Origin of the sequence: Cyclobacterium roseum, assembly GCF_010119225.1 — a bacterium.
Taxonomy (GTDB): domain Bacteria; phylum Bacteroidota; class Bacteroidia; order Cytophagales; family Cyclobacteriaceae; genus Cyclobacterium; species Cyclobacterium roseum.
The window spans coordinates 50161-66416 of the sequence record NZ_WNKF01000002.1 but is presented as its reverse complement, the minus strand read 5'-3'; the positions used below and the strand labels follow the sequence as shown (position 1 = coordinate 66416).

Annotated in this window: 11 protein-coding genes; 8 read left to right on the top strand and 3 right to left on the bottom strand. The window is 45.8% G+C overall.

The features are described 5' to 3' along the window. Positions 1 to 71 precede the first annotated feature (71 nt). The 7 genes from GJQ68_RS03005 to GJQ68_RS02975 all read left to right on the top strand — a co-directional run bounded on the left by GJQ68_RS03005 (position 72) and on the right by GJQ68_RS02975 (position 12017). Entirely contained in the window at positions 72 to 1628 is a 1557-nt protein-coding gene (locus GJQ68_RS03005; protein ID WP_162415839.1) for a sulfatase family protein, read from the top strand. A gap of 72 nt (positions 1629 to 1700) precedes the next feature. Beyond that, positions 1701 to 3050, top strand: a complete 1350-nt coding sequence (locus GJQ68_RS03000; protein WP_162415838.1) for a nucleoside hydrolase-like domain-containing protein — start codon at positions 1701 to 1703, stop codon at positions 3048 to 3050. Continuing rightward, complete coding sequence (locus GJQ68_RS02995) at positions 3047 to 4954, top strand: sulfatase family protein (protein ID WP_162415837.1); 1908 nt, start codon at positions 3047 to 3049, stop codon at positions 4952 to 4954. The genes GJQ68_RS03000 and GJQ68_RS02995 overlap by 4 nt, the downstream gene beginning before the upstream one ends. A gap of 395 nt (positions 4955 to 5349) precedes the next feature. Continuing rightward, the gene (locus tag GJQ68_RS02990) at positions 5350 to 6450 is read left to right on the top strand and encodes a PAS domain-containing sensor histidine kinase (protein ID WP_162415836.1); all 1101 of its coding nucleotides are present in this window, start codon (positions 5350 to 5352) and stop codon (positions 6448 to 6450) included. 199 nt (positions 6451 to 6649) lie between these two features. Next, on the top strand, positions 6650 to 8428 hold the full coding sequence (locus GJQ68_RS02985) for a sodium:solute symporter family protein (RefSeq protein ID WP_162416193.1): 1779 nt from the start codon (positions 6650 to 6652) through the stop codon (positions 8426 to 8428). A gap of 317 nt (positions 8429 to 8745) precedes the next feature. Next, positions 8746 to 11094 carry a TonB-dependent receptor gene (locus tag GJQ68_RS02980; RefSeq protein ID WP_162415835.1) on the top strand — a complete coding sequence of 783 codons (2349 nt, stop codon included), beginning with the start codon at positions 8746 to 8748 and terminating at the stop codon, positions 11092 to 11094. A gap of 5 nt (positions 11095 to 11099) precedes the next feature. Then, positions 11100 to 12017 carry a DUF4249 domain-containing protein gene (locus GJQ68_RS02975; RefSeq protein WP_162415834.1) on the top strand — a complete coding sequence of 306 codons (918 nt, stop codon included), beginning with the start codon at positions 11100 to 11102 and terminating at the stop codon, positions 12015 to 12017. 531 nt (positions 12018 to 12548) lie between these two features. Here GJQ68_RS02975 and GJQ68_RS02970 read toward each other — a convergent pair. Beyond that, positions 12549 to 13163, bottom strand: a complete 615-nt coding sequence (locus GJQ68_RS02970; RefSeq protein WP_162415833.1) for a DUF4230 domain-containing protein — start codon at positions 13161 to 13163, stop codon at positions 12549 to 12551. Between the two features lie 203 nt (positions 13164 to 13366). On the opposite strand from GJQ68_RS02970, the gene GJQ68_RS02965 reads away from it, so the two are divergent. After that, a complete protein-coding gene (locus GJQ68_RS02965; protein ID WP_162416192.1) occupies positions 13367 to 15049 on the top strand; it encodes an AMP-binding protein in 1683 nt (560 codons plus the stop codon). On the opposite strand, the gene GJQ68_RS02960 is transcribed toward GJQ68_RS02965, so the two are convergent. Next, entirely contained in the window at positions 15046 to 15621 is a 576-nt protein-coding gene (locus GJQ68_RS02960) for a sugar O-acetyltransferase (protein ID WP_162415832.1), read from the bottom strand. The genes GJQ68_RS02965 and GJQ68_RS02960 overlap by 4 nt on opposite strands. Next, a complete protein-coding gene (locus GJQ68_RS02955; protein WP_162415831.1) occupies positions 15622 to 16161 on the bottom strand; it encodes a DinB family protein in 540 nt (179 codons plus the stop codon). It lies immediately after the preceding gene. Between the last annotated feature and the right edge of the window lie 95 nt (positions 16162 to 16256).

The following is a 16256-nucleotide window of genomic DNA, read 5'->3' as shown; positions in this document are numbered from 1 at the left end:
AATCGCAATGAAATTAATATTTTTTTTTATCTTGACTTCAAACTCATTTGTATTTTAAAGACACCCCATCTATGACCCGCCTTCATCTCGTGCTCTCTCTACTTGTTAGTTTTTTGCTTGTGCCTTTTTTTGGTTGCCAGACCGAAAAAAAGGAGGAAACCAACCTCGCCAAAAAGCCTAACATCGTCATCATTTACATGGATGATTTGGGGTATGGTGACATGAGTGCCTATGAAGCGGGTACCCTGGAAACGCCTAATATGGATTTCCTGGCAAATCAGGGAATGAAGTTTACAAAAGCCTATGCGGCCTCCGCCACCTGTACTCCCAGTCGCTACGCCTTGCTTACCGGCACCTATCCCTGGCGAAATAAGGATGCCAAGATTTTGCCCGGAACGGCTCCTTTGCTGATTGGTACGGAACAGCTGACCATTCCTAAAATGCTAAAAAAGCAGGGCTATACCACGGCTGTCGTGGGTAAATGGCACCTGGGACTAGGCGCAGGAGATGTAAACTGGAACGAACAGGTAAGCCCAGGACCGAATGAAGTGGGTTTTGATTATTCCTACATCATGGCGGCCACCCAGGACCGCGTACCCACCGTTTACCTGGAAGACGGCCTGGTGCAAGGCCTGGATCCGGAAGATCCCATTGAAATCAGCTACCAGGAAAATTTTGACGGGGAACCCACTGGAAAGGATAACCCCGAGCTACTGACTATGAATTGGCACCACGGCCATAATAATAGCATTGTCAACGGCATTCCCCGCATCGGGTTCATGAAAGGCGGAGAAAAGGCCAAATGGGTGGACGAAGACATGGCGGATCATTTCCTGGAAAAAGCACAGGAATATGTTAAGCAAGAAAGGGAGGACCCTTTTTTCCTCTATTATGCCTTTCAACAGCCCCATGTGCCCCGTACGCCGCACCCCCGTTTTGCTGGAACATCTGGAATGGGGCCCCGGGGAGACGTGATACTGGAGGCCGATTGGTGCATCGGGCAGTTTATGGAAACCCTGGAAGCAGAAGGGCTGCTGGAAAATACCCTGGTCATTTTCAGCAGTGACAACGGTCCCGTTTTGAACGATGGCTATTACGACGAGGCGGTGGAAAAACTAGGGGATCATACCCCATGGGGACCATTCAGAGGAGGGAAATACAGTTTGTTTGAAGCCGGCACCCGCTTGCCTTTCATCACCTATTGGAAGGGTACCATCGAACCCGGACAGTCGGATGCCTTGATCAGCCAAATCGATATGCTGAACTCCCTGGCTGCATTGACAGGTAGCAGTGAACAAAGTGCTGATGGGCAAAATTTTATGGATACCTTTTTGGGTCAAGCTGATCAGGGCAGGGAATCCCTGGTTTTGGAGGCCACTACCCGGACAGCCTTCCGGCAGGGAGATTGGGTGCTCATCCCACCCTATAAGGGTCCGGCGGTTAACACTCATGTAAATATAGAATTGGGCAACGATTCGGATTTCCAACTGTACGATTTGAGTCAGGATAGGGGACAACAACAAAATCTGGCCGACCAGCATCCCGAAAAGGTAAAAGCCATGCTGGAGGAATTCGTCTCCATTCGTGGCGAAGAATTTGTCAACACAGAAGCCCTGGAGCTAAAGTGATTTCGGCGACAGATTTACTTTGCGCTGCTTATTAGGTAATGTGCTGTTGCCCTTTTAATAAGGAAATTGAGTATGAAAGTAATCGTATACCTGTTTTTTGGGTTGCTGATCAATTGCCTTTTAATCAGCAATGGATTTACACGCCAAAAACCAAAAGTAATTTTACTGACCGATATTGGAGGGGATACGGATGACGAGCAAAGTCTGACGCGCTTTTTATACTATGCGGACCATTTCGATATCAAGGCCTTGTGCGCTACCAGCAGGTTGGGGCATGGACAGGACATTCGTCCGGAAATCATCAAGGGACATTTGCAGGCCTACCGGGAAGTGTACCCCAATCTTAGCCTGCATTCGGAAGATTTTCCGAAACCGGAGGTCCTTCTTTCTTTGGTCAGGGAGGGGCAAGGAAATTCCGAAGAGATCGGGGAAGGTTTTGACACCGAAGCTTCAGAGGCCATTATCCAAGTGGTAGATGCGTCGGAAACCTTGGTTCATATTCCTGTTTGGGGAGGTTTGCGAGAACTGGCGCAGGCCTTGTGGAAGGTTAGCCAAAACAGATCTCCGGAGGAAGTAGCCGCTTTTTGCCGCAACATCCAGGTTCATGCCATTGGAGATCAGGACGGACACCGGGAGTACCTGCTTAGCGAATTCAAGGAGCTAACCTTTATTGCAAATGGCTACGCCTGGTATGGATTCACAGGTGTGCGTGAATTGTCGGCCTTTAGAGGTATGTACATGACTGGCAATCAGCAAATGCAGGATGCGGCCTGGATCAGGGCAAACATTCACGGAAACGGTCCGCTCAGCGAACGCTACCAACTGCATGGGCATGGCACGAATGGAATGAAGGAAGGGGACAGCCCTTCTTTTTTGGGCTTGATTGGCAATGGGCTTAATGTGCCCGAGCGTCCGGATTGGGGAGGTTGGGGTGGCAGGTATCGCCTGCTTAAAGGGAAATTGTATATAGACGCTCCGGATTACCTGGAGGGAACCCTTAACGAAAGACATTCCGTAGCGCGTTGGCGCACGGCATTCCAATCCGATTTTATGGCCCGTGTGCAATGGGCGCAGCTCCCATTTGAGCAGGCCAACCATAATCCGGTAGCCGTAGTAAATGGCGATATGGCCATGACACCACTATCTATTTCTGCTAAACCAGGAGAGCGAGTGTATCTGGACGCCAGTAAAAGTAGCGACCCGGATGGACAGGAGCTGGATTTTCATTGGTGGGTTTACGAAGAAATATACCGTCCAACACAACCGCTTCCGTTTCAATACGCTGAAAATAAGCGCAAAATATCCTTCGAAATGCCGGTAGTTGCTCCCGGAAAGGCGATCCATTTGATCCTGGAAGTAATCGACCAGGGGCAGCCTGCCCTGAGCGGCTACAAACGCATCATTATAAACCCAAATCCATGAAAATAATTCACCTGGAAACACTCATTTGCGTTGTGCTCCTGATATTACTGGGATTAATGGCATGTGGAGCGAACGAAGAATTACCTGAACAGCCCAATATCTTATGGATTTCCCATGAAGACCTGAGTCCCATCTACGGATGTTACGGAGATGCCTACGCCCGAACCCCCTATATCGACAGCCTGGCTAAAACAAGTATTCGCTTTACCCAGGCATTTTCCAATGCTCCCATTTGTGCGCCAGCCCGGTCTACTTTAATTACGGGAATGTATGCCAGTTCCCTGGGAACCCAACACCTTCGCTCGGAAATACCGGTTCCGGAAAACTTGAAAATTTTACCCGAGGTATTAAAGGAAGCGGGCTATTACACCAGCAATAATGTCAAAACCGATTACAACTTTGATCACCAGGGACGCTGGGATGAAAGCAGCAGGGAAGCACATTGGCGAAACCGGGCAGATGGGCAACCTTTTTTCAGTGTATTTAATTTCATGATGACCCATGAAGGTCCAACCAATGCCCTACGGGAATGCGATACCGAGTCGCTGGAGGTATACAGTGATCCCGATCAGGCGGTTTTACCACCTCACCTTCCGGACAGTCCCAAAATGAGAGAGATATGGGCACATATGTACGACCTGCTGGCGGTTTTTGATCAGGAAGTGGGCAAACTGCTCGGACAGTTGGAAGCCGATGGCTTGCTGGATGAAACCATTGTGTTCGTTTTTTCGGATCACGGTCACGGCTTACCTGGCCATAAACGCTGGCTGGACAATGCCGGATTGCAAATCCCTTTTATTCTGCACGTCCCGGACAAATACAGCCATTTGGCAAGCAACATTCAAGCCTCCGTAACCGACAGAAAGGTAGGATTTGTAGATTTTGCCCCCACCGTGATTCGGTTGGCGGGTGCTGAGGTTCCGGAGATGATGGAGGGAAAGAATTTTTTGGGAGAAGCAGCGGAAGAAAAGGAGTTTGTGTTTGGATACCGGGACCGGGCAGATGATTGTTACGAAGTATCCCGATCCGTATATGACGGGAGGTATTTATACGTCCGGCATTTTATGCCCCAATTGCCTTACTACCAGAACGCTTTGATTTTCAACAAAGGTGGAAGTTATGCGGAAATCAATCGCTTGCGGGATAGGGGGCAACTGTCGGAATCTGTCTTACAACTGTTTGCTCCCAAGCCAGTTGAAGTCGTATACGATTTAGAAAACGATCCTTTGGAACAACATAACCTGATTGACCAATCGGAACTGGCAGAACGGATCTCCGGCTTGCGGCAAGAGTTGGACGAATGGATGATCCGGCACCGGGATACCGGTTTGGTTACGGAGGGAATCATGATGGAGCAGGCAAAAACGGCAGGCAAAAGTGTTTACGAAATCGCACAGGGCTACACTCCGGAGACCTTCCGTGAGCTATTGGAGGTGGCCCGAATGACGGGAGAGGTGGAGGAACCGGAGACGTTGATTCCTTTTTTTGAATCGGAGGAGTCTTCTGCTCGATTTTGGGCATTGGTGGCATTGGATGCCTATTCCGGAGAAATCGGTATGGTTTTGCCTCATTTGAGCCAATTGATGCAGGATGAGGCACCGGCGGTAGCCATCAAAGCGGCAGAAATTGCGGCAAAGAGAATGAATGATCCTCAGGCATTTGAGGTATTGGAACGAATGCTCAAACTGGATGATGCCGTGCAGGTATTACAGGCGGCGATTAGTGTGCGACAATTGGGTGATAAAGCCCAACCCTTGCTGGAAGTGATTCAAGAGGAAATTTTCCCGAGGTATTCCGGGGAAATTTGGGGCCGCTACAAAAGCTGGAGTTACCCCATGTTTATCGGAATGGCACTGGATCAAACCCAGATCAACTGTGGTAGGGTCATAGATACACACAAGTAATTGTTTTATCTAAAAAACGATATAGCCCATAAGAACGGATTTATTTGAGAATAGTAAAGGAAAAAAAGCCCGGAGCGGGTAAATGAAAACAAATGGATTTTAATTTTAATATGGGGCCCGCTTAAATCAACGGTTTTTAGTTAGGTGTTAATAGGTCTAAAAAATCTTTTTAAACTAAAAAATTTGAATTTTATCACAAAAGAATTAGCTTAATCGATTATTTTTTTACAAAAGTTGATACATTGGAATAGCCTTTCATAAAATTTAATGCGTATTGTAAGAGATTAATTAAATTATTTGATATTTTTATTACTGGAAACAGCATGTATTTGAAACAAAAATTGTCAAAACATTTATTTCACATGATACTTTTACGGTTCAATTTTTAATCAGCTATGGATTGTTACTCAAAAAAACAGAATTTCTATGAAACGACTTCGTTTAAAATGGAGTTGTTTTTTGACTTGTCCCTGGATTTGTTTAGTGTGGCAGGCTTTGATGGGTATTTTAAGCGTATTAATCCGGCCTTAAAAAAAGTGCTGGGGTATCCGGATGAAATTTTATATGGAAGGCCTATCAATTCCTTTGTACATCAGGAGGACCTGGAGGCTACGGTGGAAACCCGGAATTATATCATATCAGATGGAATTCCCCTGCTTAATTTTGAAAACAGGTATATTACCCATTCCGGCGACATCATTTGGCTTTCCTGGACCTCTGTACCGGCAAAGGAAGAAGGGCTTATCTACGCGGTAGCCAAAAACATTACGCATAAAAAGAAACTGGAAGCGGACAGAAATGCGCTGATCACCAAACTGACGCAGTCCAATGAAAAATTAAAAGAGCTTACTTTCACGACCTCCCATGATTTACGGTCACCGGTCAATAACCTGCTTTCTTTATTTAGCATTTTTAATGCCTCCAATATGGAGAAATCAGAAATATTGGAATTTATTGAGCTGATGCAACTTTCTACAGAGAGATTGAAGAGCACACTAGACGGGTACGTAGATAATCTAAGCAAAAAAGATGTATTGACTGTGGAGGTGGAGCCCCTGGATCTGGAGAGGATCCTGAAAAAGGTGGTCAATTCAATTAGATCCTTGATAGAAACGTCTAATACCCTGGTGCAAGTTGATTTTTCAGACTGTAAGGAGATACACTATAACGAAGCTTACCTGGAAAGTATTTTTTTAAATATGTTTACAAACTCTATTAAATATGCCATGCCAGGCAGCCCTGCGATTATCTCGGTTTCCACAAAGATTAGGAATGGTTCTACACAGCTTGTTTTTGAAGATAATGGAATCGGATTTGATATGGAGAAAGTTGGGGACAAGGTGTTTGGTTTTAGAGAAACGTTTCATTCCAATACGGATAGTAAAGGCATTGGATTGTACCTGGTACACAACCACGTCACCGCATTGGGAGGGAAAATAGAAATCGAGAGCAAGCCATGTCAGGGAACCCGATTCACTATTACGTTAAAGGGGTAGGTTTTTTCGAACATACTCAACTTGTACCACCTCGTTTTTTGGTATTTACCTTATAAAATTCCTCCCAACTCTGATCGGCACCAGCGCGTATCCGTTGTCACCATGGATTGGCTATCATTCAGCATTGATACCTATAAAAATGCTCTTGTTTTAGGGCATCGTTGCTACTTTTTTAAGGTTTATGCCTTATATTCCGGCCATGTTATTACAGGGAATAGACTGGCTGATACTCGTTTCGTTTTTCGCGTTATCCCTTGGGATTGGCATTTACAGCTCCAAAAAATCGGCTCAAAACATACAGGAATTTTTCAAAGCCGGTGGTAATCTCCCCTGGTGGGTACTGGGTATTTCGATGGTTGCCACTACTTTCTCAACGGATACGCCCAATCTGGTGACGGATATTGTCCGGAAAAATGGCATTTCCGGAAATTGGGTATGGTGGAGTTTTTTGTTGACCGGAATGCTTACCGTCTTTTTTTTCGCCCGGCTTTGGAAACGGTCCGGAGTGTTGACGGATATTGAGTTTTATGAACTGCGGTACAGCGGCAAACCCGCCTCTTTTCTTCGGGGATTTCGAGCCATTTACCTGGGGATTTTCTTTAATGTGGTCATTATCTCCGGCGTATCCCTGGCAGCCATTAAGATCGGCGGTGTATTATTGGGGCTTAGTCCCTTGCCTGTGTTGCTCATCTCGGGATTCGTGACGGTACTGTACAGTAGCCTGGGAGGATTGCGAGGCGTAGTGTTTACCGATTTTATGCAGTTTGGGATTTCCCTGGCTGGTGCCATAGCTGCGGCTTGGGTTTCGGTCCATCATCCGGCCGTTGGTGGACTGGATGAACTACTCCAGCACCCTGAAGTAAGCATAAAACTAGATTTTATCCCTGACATTAATAACTGGGAGTTGTTTTTAATCGTTTTCCTGATTCCCGTTTTTATACAGTGGTGGTCGGTCTGGTACCCGGGATCGGAGCCGGGTGGCGGAGGGTTTATCGTGCAGCGCATGCTAGCTGCCAAGGATGAAAACCATGCCCTTTCTTCCGTGTTGCTATTTACAATCGTACATTATGCGATCCGGCCCTGGCCCTGGATCATTGTGGCCCTGTGCAGCATCATTGTCTTTCCAGATCTGGATGCCCTGAGGCAGGCGTTTCCGGAAGCAGATGCCTCCATCGTTCAGGATGATATGGCTTATCCGGCCATGCTTTCCTTTATGCCCGTCGGTATCATGGGGCTGGTGGTTACTTCCCTGGTGGCAGCCTATATGTCTACCTTGTCCACCATGCTGAACCTGGGGTCTTCCTACGTCGTAAATGATTTTTACCGAAGGTTTATTCGGCCCGATGCTTCTCAAAGGCACCTGATAGGGATGGGCCGGCTCACCACCCTGCTCATCATGGTGATCGGTGGTTACGTAGCCTTGCAACTGGAAAATGCCCTACAGACCTTTGCCATTTTACTGCAGATTGGAGCCGGAACGGGGCTGATTTACATATTGAGGTGGTATTGGTGGCGTATCAATGCCATAAGTGAAATGGTGGCCATGGCCGTTTCCTTTTTGATGGCCTTGTATTTTGCTTTTTTACATCCAGCCCTTTTTGAGCCCCTGACAACGGCTGCCGAGTTGCTTATCGGCATTGTGATCACTACCCTGAGTTGGATGGCCGCAGCCTATTGGACACCGGATACGGATGGAAAGGTATTAATGGCATTCGTTCGAAAAACAAAGGCTCCAGGTCCTGGTTGGCGACGAATTCATAAGCGTTTGCGTGATAATGGACAGCCGATTGCAAGTTCTCTGGTCTTTGATTTTCAGGCTTCCCTGCTTGCTTTTGCAGCCGGAGTCACCGCCGTTTATGCTTTTTTGTTTGGCACAGGACATTTTTTGTTTGGAGATTCACTTAGTGGCGTTTTGTTGATGGGGTTGGCAGGTATTGGTTTTGGGGCGGTATTTATCTTGAGAAAAAGGTTGAGGTAAGCGGGTTGTTTCAAGAAAAGCTACTACGAAATCCCGGTTAGAGAGCCCCAACATTTTTTTTTGAAAAACCCTGTAGCATTTCGTAGGTTTTAAACGTCTCGTATTAGGGTATTAGTAGCGCTGGAAAGGAAAAAGAGGGCATTTGTTTTTCCGTTTATCAGAACACCGTTAGGTCCATGTTATTGGAATTCAGATGTTTATAAATAGTAATTAATTTTCCGTTAATTATACCTATTGTTTTCATTTGATTCAAAATTTCAAATATATTTGCAAAATTTTATATAAATCGATTGGCTTCCCTATAAGGCATTTGCAAAATGAAAAATCAAATTTTTAGTTGTTTTTTACTTTTATTCAGTTTAAGCGGTTATGCTCAGAAAGTAGTTGTAAGTGGGACGATTACAGAGGCAGGAACGGGCGAGCATCTGATAGGAGCCAATGTTTTTGATAGGGTTGCCGAAAAGGGAGCAGTGGCCAATCAGTTTGGATTTTACAGTTATTCCAGTAGCAGCGACAGCCTGGATCTCTATGTTAGTTTTGTAGGGTTTCAGACCAAACGGCTTCAGTTGAACGTACAGGGAGACACGGTCATAAATGTGGAGCTGGTCCCGGATGGCAACCTGGAAGAGGTGGTGGTATCGGCCAGCGATATGGACAAGATCCAGGAGGTCAGCCGGATGAGTTCGATTAACGTTCCCCTCAAACAAATCAAAGAATTGCCGGCTTTGATGGGAGAGGTGGACGTGTTTAAGGTACTACAATTGCTTCCGGGCGTGCAATCGGGTACCGAGGGAGGAAGCGGCTTATATGTTAGGGGAGGAGGTCCTGACCAAAACCTGATTTTGCTAGATGGGGTGCCGGTTTACAATGCCTCCCATCTATTCGGGTTCTTTTCCATTTTCAATGCGGATGCCATCAATAACGTTGAGCTGATCAAGGGAGGTTTTCCCTCCCGGTACGGGGGGCGATTGTCTTCGGTAATTGATATCAGCATGAAAGAGGGCAACATGCAGGAGATAAAGGGGGAAGGCTCGATTGGCTTAATAGCATCTAAAGTGACCGTAGAAGGGCCCATTAAGAAAGATCAGACCTCTTTTATTTTTTCCGCCCGGAGAACGTACCTGGATCTATTGGCAAGGCCCCTTATCAAGGCATCTACTGGTGGTAGTGAAAATATAGGGTACTACTTTTACGATCTGAATGGCAAAATCAACCATAAAATCAACGATAAAAATCGGATTTATCTAAGTGTTTACTCAGGCGATGACAAAGCTTACTCCAGGTATAACGACTACTATGTTTATGAAAACGAACGGACGGATTATGATGAAGAATTTGGCCTGAAATGGGGTAATTTTATTACAGCTCTTCGTTGGAATAATGTCATCAACAATCGCTTATTTAGCAACCACACCTTCACCCACAGCCGATATAAATTTGATCTTTTCAGCAATTACGAAGAAAAAATATCAGGATTTGGAGTGGACGAAACCAATGTCTATTCGGAGCGATACTTTTCTGGGATCAGAGACTGGGCTTACAAATCCGATTTTGAATTCATTCCCAATCCGGATCATTACCTTCGGTTTGGAGGGCAGGTGATTTTTCATAAATTTTCTCCAGGAGTATATGCGAGCAAAAGCAGCGAATCCGAAAACGATTTGAGGTTGGGGGCCGATGAATTGAATTCGATGGAGTATGCCGTGTATGTAGAGGACGATATTAATCTCAGCTCCCGCCTGAAGGCCAACCTGGGCCTGCATTACTCGGGTTTCCTTACCGAAGATCAAGATTACAATAGCCTACAGCCGAGGATTGCCGCCCGGTACCTGCTCAATTCCAGCACCTCTTTAAAGGCTTCCTTTGTAACCATGACCCAGTTTATTCACCTCCTGACCAATGCGGGACTGGGGCTACCCACCGACCTTTGGGTACCGGCGACACCAACTATCGGACCTCAGGAAGCCATGCAGGTTGCTTTCGGAGGAGTACGTAATTTCAAAGGTTTTGAGATCAGTCTGGAAGCCTACTACAAGACCATGGATGGACTGATTGAGTACAAAGACGGAGCCACTTACCTCAATTTGGATGAGGACTGGCAGGATAAAGTGGCCGTCGGGGAGGGAAAGAGTTATGGTGCCGAATTCCTGGTGCAACGAAAAGTAGGAAAAATTTCCGGCTGGTTGGGATATACCTTATCCAATACAGAACGAAGATTTGATGAGATTAATTTTGGCGATTGGTTTCCGTATAAGTACGACCGAAGGCATGATATCAGTCTGGCACTGACCCACGAATGGAAAGACAACAAGGATTTTTCTCTGGCCTGGGTGTACGGAACCGGAAATGCAGTATCCTTACCGACGCAACGCTATGAGGGAATGGAAGTGAACCGTTACGGGGGATTTTCCAGACCGAATATAAATTACTATGAAAGCCGAAATAATTTCAGAAACAGGGACTACCATCGACTGGATTTGAGCTTTAGCTGGTGGAAAACCAAAAAATGGGGCGAACGGAAATGGACACTGGGAATTTACAATGTGTACAATCGGATGAATCCGTTCTTTATGGATCTGGGTAATGACCGGCAGGGAAACAGAAAGGTAATGCAATACAGCCTTTTCCCCATTATCCCCTCCTTTTCTTATGGGTTTAAATTCTAATTTTGATGAAAAAGAACAAACTGTTGACTGCGATTTTTCCCGGCCCGCTAAAGCTCGTTGGGTTTGCGTTTTTGCTTTTTGCCTGCGAGACCACCGTGGATATCGACATACCTTTCGAAAAGCCGCAGATCACCCTGAACTCCAGTCTCCGACACAATACCTTTCCCAGCGTAAGGCTTAGCTACAGCAAGCACATTCTGGATAATAACTGGGAGTTTGTTCCCATCAAGGATGCAGCCGTAAGGCTGATTCATGAAGGAGAGACACTCCCACTTTCATTCGTTGAAGAAACAGGCGAATATACAAATCTAAACAGACTGCTGACCCAGGGAAATGAATATACGGTTGAAGTAGATGTGGAAGGATATGAAACCGTGCGTGCGTCAGAGATTATCCCCATTTCTGTTCCCATAAAAGATTTGATTTACCAGGGGACGGTGCAGGTGGATGCCTGGTCCTCCAATGACGATGTGACGCTTATCTTTGATGACCCGGAAGGAGAAAATTATTATGAGATTTCTGCAGAATTTTACAGGCAGTATACCTATACGGATGAGAATGGAAATACGGTGTATTATGAAGACAACTACCCACTTTACCTGGAGCCCAAAAACCCAACCTACGAAAAGGACTACAATACCGATGGGGAATTACTGATTGACGATAAACTTTTTGAGGGAAGAGAAGCCGTCATTGATCTGTTTCTTAATGGTAGTTATTTTTCGGATGATATGGAGGGTGAAATTAAATTTACCTTGAAATCCGTTACCCGAAACTATTACCTCTTTCATTCCACGTACGGCTTGCAATGGTGGAATGAAGGGGATCCCTTTGCTCAGCCGGTGCAGGTGTATTCCAATATCTCGAATGGGATAGGTATCGTCATGGGGGAGAGTATTTCCGTAAAGAGAATGGATGAGTAATGGGCTGAGAGCAATAAATTTACGCTTTAATACGGATGGCTAAACTCAGAAGCAGGAACATACTGTCAATTCTGAAAAAGGACAATTCCCCCTTTTAAGGGGGCGAAGGGGGATTTTTTCGCAAATGCACCGAATTAACATTTCCGTAATCCTGGTTTTCCAAACCCAATACCTTACTAGTACTGGATGAAGTATGTCGCTTCACCCAGCTATTTTCGGTGTCATAAACAGATAAGAACGGCCAAAAAGCCATTTGTAATGGCAATCCGGGTGTGTTTTAAAGAACTATTTTCTTTGATTTCCGGCATTGCAAATGCATCGTTTGCCTAACGCATCGGATAGCTGGGATGTAGATGCAATCTCACCCAGAGACAGCCAACTACACCCAGAGAGGGTTTCGGGGATTGCAAATCCCCCTTATCTGAACCACGGAATTACAAATTCCGAGGAGCGGAGTGTAATATAGATAAACAGGATTTGCAATCCTGCTTTCGTAAACAAATTGGAATTATAGCGTATTCTGGTACAAGGTCAAAACGCCAAACCCTTCAGCTCTTCGGGAGAATTGATGCTGGTTTCCTCAAAATGCAAACTCCAGCCCATCGTACCCGTAAGCAGGTAGATTTTGGACAATTCGGTGAGCAAGCGTTCCCTGGCGTCTGCCTTTAAATCTGACTGTTGGATTTTCTCCTCCAGAATCTGGTAAACGCTGCCTTTTATTTTATTGTAATCCGCTGCGTCGAATTTATTGAAGTAATCTTGACTGACATCGTAATATTGTAAATCCGGGTAAATATTAATTTCCGGTTCCGGGATACTAATGATACGAACCTGCTTTGCCTCCTGGTCTATTTCGGTTTTAAGTTGTCTCAGATCGTAGGCAACCGTAACTTTTGCATTGATAATGACCAGGGCTTTTTTATTAGCTGAAAAAATATCAAAATAATTTTTCCGGGTGTTTTTATAACTCAATACCTGAGAGAAATGCCCCTCGGTGACCAACAACTTGCCCACTTGTTGGATTTGTTGCTCGAGCAAGGCCGTATTTTGTTGGATTTCCTGCTGTTCATTATTTTGACGGATAATGAATTGAATCGCCCCGTAAAGCAACAATGCGGTAACTATTCCAGCCAAAAATCGATACATCTCTCGGTGTTTTTTTAAATCACATCTATGATACTGTAAAAGAAAGGAGAATTAGGAGAAGGTCCAACAAAGGATCCGCTGAACGGTAGCATTTATTTTATAGGGTCGGTTCGAGAATTAAATTAGCCAAATCATTTTAAAAAAGCAGTACATTGAATATCTTAGTAAAAAACCCCAAGTCATTAACCAAAAAAAAGCCAACCATGCAGGAATCTCCCTGGTTTAAATTTTACCCAAAAGCAGTGCCTACCGTCATTGATCCCGAAGAGTTCGGTAGCGTTGTCGATTTATTTGAAGAAAGCATTCATAAATTTGGTGACGCAATAGCCTATGAATGCATGGGAAAAACCATTTCCTTCAACGAATTGGATGAATTGTCGAAGCAGTTTGCTGCTTTTTTACAGCAGAAGCTGGAGTTGAAGAAGGGTGACCGCATTGGCATTCAAATGCCCAACCTGCTACAGTATCCCGTGGTGATGTTCGGAGCGTTAAGGGCCGGGTTGGTGGTGGTAAATACCAACCCCCTGTATACCGCATCTGAAATGAAGCATCAATACACCGATTCAGGTGTTAAGGTAGTGGTCATTTTGGCGAATTTTGCACACAATCTGGAAAAGATCAGGGAAGAATCGGGTGTGCAGCATGTGGTCGTGACCGAGATTGGGGACCTTTTGGGAGGATTGAAGGGAATGATTGTAAACCTGGTGGTGAAATATATTAAAAAGATGGTACCGGCCTATTCCCTGTCGGGAGCCTGGACGTTCAAGAAGGCAATGGCAGCAGGAAATCCGGCGGCTTTTGAGAAGCAAACCTTGCAGGGAGCCGATTTGGCTTACCTGCAATACACAGGAGGGACTACCGGTGTATCCAAAGGAGCGATGCTGACCCACCGTAACATTGTGGCCAATATGCAGCAGATTTCCGCCTGGATGAAACCAAAGCTGAAAGAACGGGAAGAAACGGTCATAACGGCCCTTCCCTTGTACCATATTTTTGCGCTGACGGTTAATTGCCTGGCCATGATGAAGATCGGGGCGCATAACGTACTCATCACCAATCCCAGGGACATGCCCGCTTTTTGCAAGGAATTGAAAAAACACCCTTTTAGCGTTTTTACAGGCGTCAATACCCTTTTCAACGGCTTGTTAAACCAAGAATCCTTTCGTTCACTGGACTTTAGTTCGCTAAAAATTGCCGTAGGAGGCGGCATGGCCGTACAGCAATCCGTGGCCAGGCGCTGGCAAAAAGTCACGGGAACGCCATTGGCAGAAGGTTACGGACTTACCGAGACCTCGCCCGTGGTCTCCTGCAATCCCATTGATGGTACCGAAAGGCTGGGAACCATAGGGGTGCCCCTACCCAATACCGAGGTAAAAATTGTAGACGACGAAGGCAAGGAGCTTCCCATCGGCGAGCGGGGCGAGTTATGTGTCAAAGGACCACAGGTAATGCCGGGATATTGGCAGCGACCGGAGGAAACGAAAACGGCTTTCTACGAAGATTGGTTTAAAACCGGTGACATCGCCATGCAGGATGAAGATGGGTTTCTTAAGATCGTAGACCGGAAGAAGGAAATGATTCTGGTTTCCGGCTTTAACGTGTACCCCAATGAAGTAGAAGATGCCCTTGCCGGTCACGAGCAGGTAGATGAGGTGGGTGTCATCGGTATTCCTGATGAAAAGTCTACCGAAAGGGTGATTGCCTACGTGGTGAGCACCAACCCATCGCTAACCGAAGAAGAGTTGATCACTTTTTCCCGTGAAAGCCTGACCAGCTACAAGGTTCCTAAAGAGATCTATTTTGTAAAGGAACTACCCAAGTCCAATGTGGGTAAAATTCTCCGAAGAGTCATCCGGGAAAATCATGAGAAAAAACAGCAGGCTTAGGCCTGCTGGCCTGGCTGATCCAGGTTTTTGATGATTCTGGCTGGATTGCCACCCACCAGCACATCCGAAGGCACCTCTTTGGTCACTACCGCTCCTGCGGCGATGATGCTACGGGAACCAATATGCACACCCGGGCAAATAATAGCTCCACCGCCAACCCACACGTCGTCACCGATACGGACTGGCTGGCCAAACTCCAACAAAGAACCTCTGGTAGAAGATTCTATGGGATGAGTGGCAGCATAGATTTGTACATTTGGACCAAACAAGCAGCGGTTTCCGATGGTAATCGGACAGACATCCAATAGCGTACAATTGAAATTAAAAAATACCTGATCTCCTACCTGTATATTGTAGCCATAATCACAGAAAAATGGGGGTTCGATCCCAAAATCCTTGCCTACGGCACGGAATAGTTGTTCCATGATTTGGTGTCGCAGTAGGAGCTCATCCGGGGCACTGTCGTTGAGTTTTTTTAGCAGCATGCGGGCATGCAACCTTTCCTGGGAAAGCTCCCTGTCCGAAGCCAGGTACAATTCGCCGGCCAGCATTTTTTCTTTTTCGGTCTTCATTTATTCGGATAATAACAGGGCCTTTAATTGAGTAAGATGCCGTTGCTCATGCGTGAGCATGATTTCGATGGTGGCATCCAGTGGATAGACAATCCATTTGTTAGCGGGCGAGGCGATCATTATTTTCTGATTAAAATAGGGGTCTAGTTTTTGAATGTACCCCGAAAGTTGGTGTTGTACTTCAAAAAACCTGTTTAACAGGTCCTGGTTGTGTATGCCAGCCGTTGGTTCCCAGCGCGCAAAGGTTTTGATTTTTACAGGCTTTTTATTGGCAGAAAGGATGAGCTTACCCATTTTCTGGCCGTAAAATGGCAATTTTCCCAGTAGCGGGCTTTTGTAATGCCCGTCAATAATTTGATCAAAGACAGGGAAATAGGATTCATTTACGCGCAGCAGATGCTGCAGGATTTCCATAGGGCTCCATTTTTCCGGATTGGGCTTTTGGTTCAGGGTAGTAAGGTCGTAGGCTTTTACTAGTTTGTCAAACTCCCAGGTAAGCTGAGTCAGTTCCATTTGCCAGGTATCGGCTTGTTCGTTCATAGGGTTTTATTTCTAAAGCTGGATTGATTTTCCTGATGCCCGGGTGCCTTCCAATGGCAGTTTCCCATCACCAAAACTTAATATTAACCAATTGG

Coding starts and splice junctions, on each gene's coding strand:
- GJQ68_RS02960 (WP_162415832.1), bottom strand. CDS start 15,621: ATGAAGACCGAAAAAGAAAAAATGCTGGCCGGCGAATTGTACCTGGCT.
- GJQ68_RS02955 (WP_162415831.1), bottom strand. CDS start 16,161: ATGAACGAACAAGCCGATACCTGGCAAATGGAACTGACTCAGCTTACC.
- GJQ68_RS02965 (WP_162416192.1), top strand. CDS start 13,367: ATGCAGGAATCTCCCTGGTTTAAATTTTACCCAAAAGCAGTGCCTACC.
- GJQ68_RS02975 (WP_162415834.1), top strand. CDS start 11,100: ATGAAAAAGAACAAACTGTTGACTGCGATTTTTCCCGGCCCGCTAAAG.
- GJQ68_RS02985 (WP_162416193.1), top strand. CDS start 6,650: ATGTTATTACAGGGAATAGACTGGCTGATACTCGTTTCGTTTTTCGCG.
- GJQ68_RS03005 (WP_162415839.1), top strand. CDS start 72: ATGACCCGCCTTCATCTCGTGCTCTCTCTACTTGTTAGTTTTTTGCTT.
- GJQ68_RS02970 (WP_162415833.1), bottom strand. CDS start 13,163: ATGTATCGATTTTTGGCTGGAATAGTTACCGCATTGTTGCTTTACGGG.
- GJQ68_RS02990 (WP_162415836.1), top strand. CDS start 5,350: ATGGATTGTTACTCAAAAAAACAGAATTTCTATGAAACGACTTCGTTT.
- GJQ68_RS03000 (WP_162415838.1), top strand. CDS start 1,701: ATGAAAGTAATCGTATACCTGTTTTTTGGGTTGCTGATCAATTGCCTT.
- GJQ68_RS02980 (WP_162415835.1), top strand. CDS start 8,746: ATGAAAAATCAAATTTTTAGTTGTTTTTTACTTTTATTCAGTTTAAGC.
- GJQ68_RS02995 (WP_162415837.1), top strand. CDS start 3,047: ATGAAAATAATTCACCTGGAAACACTCATTTGCGTTGTGCTCCTGATA.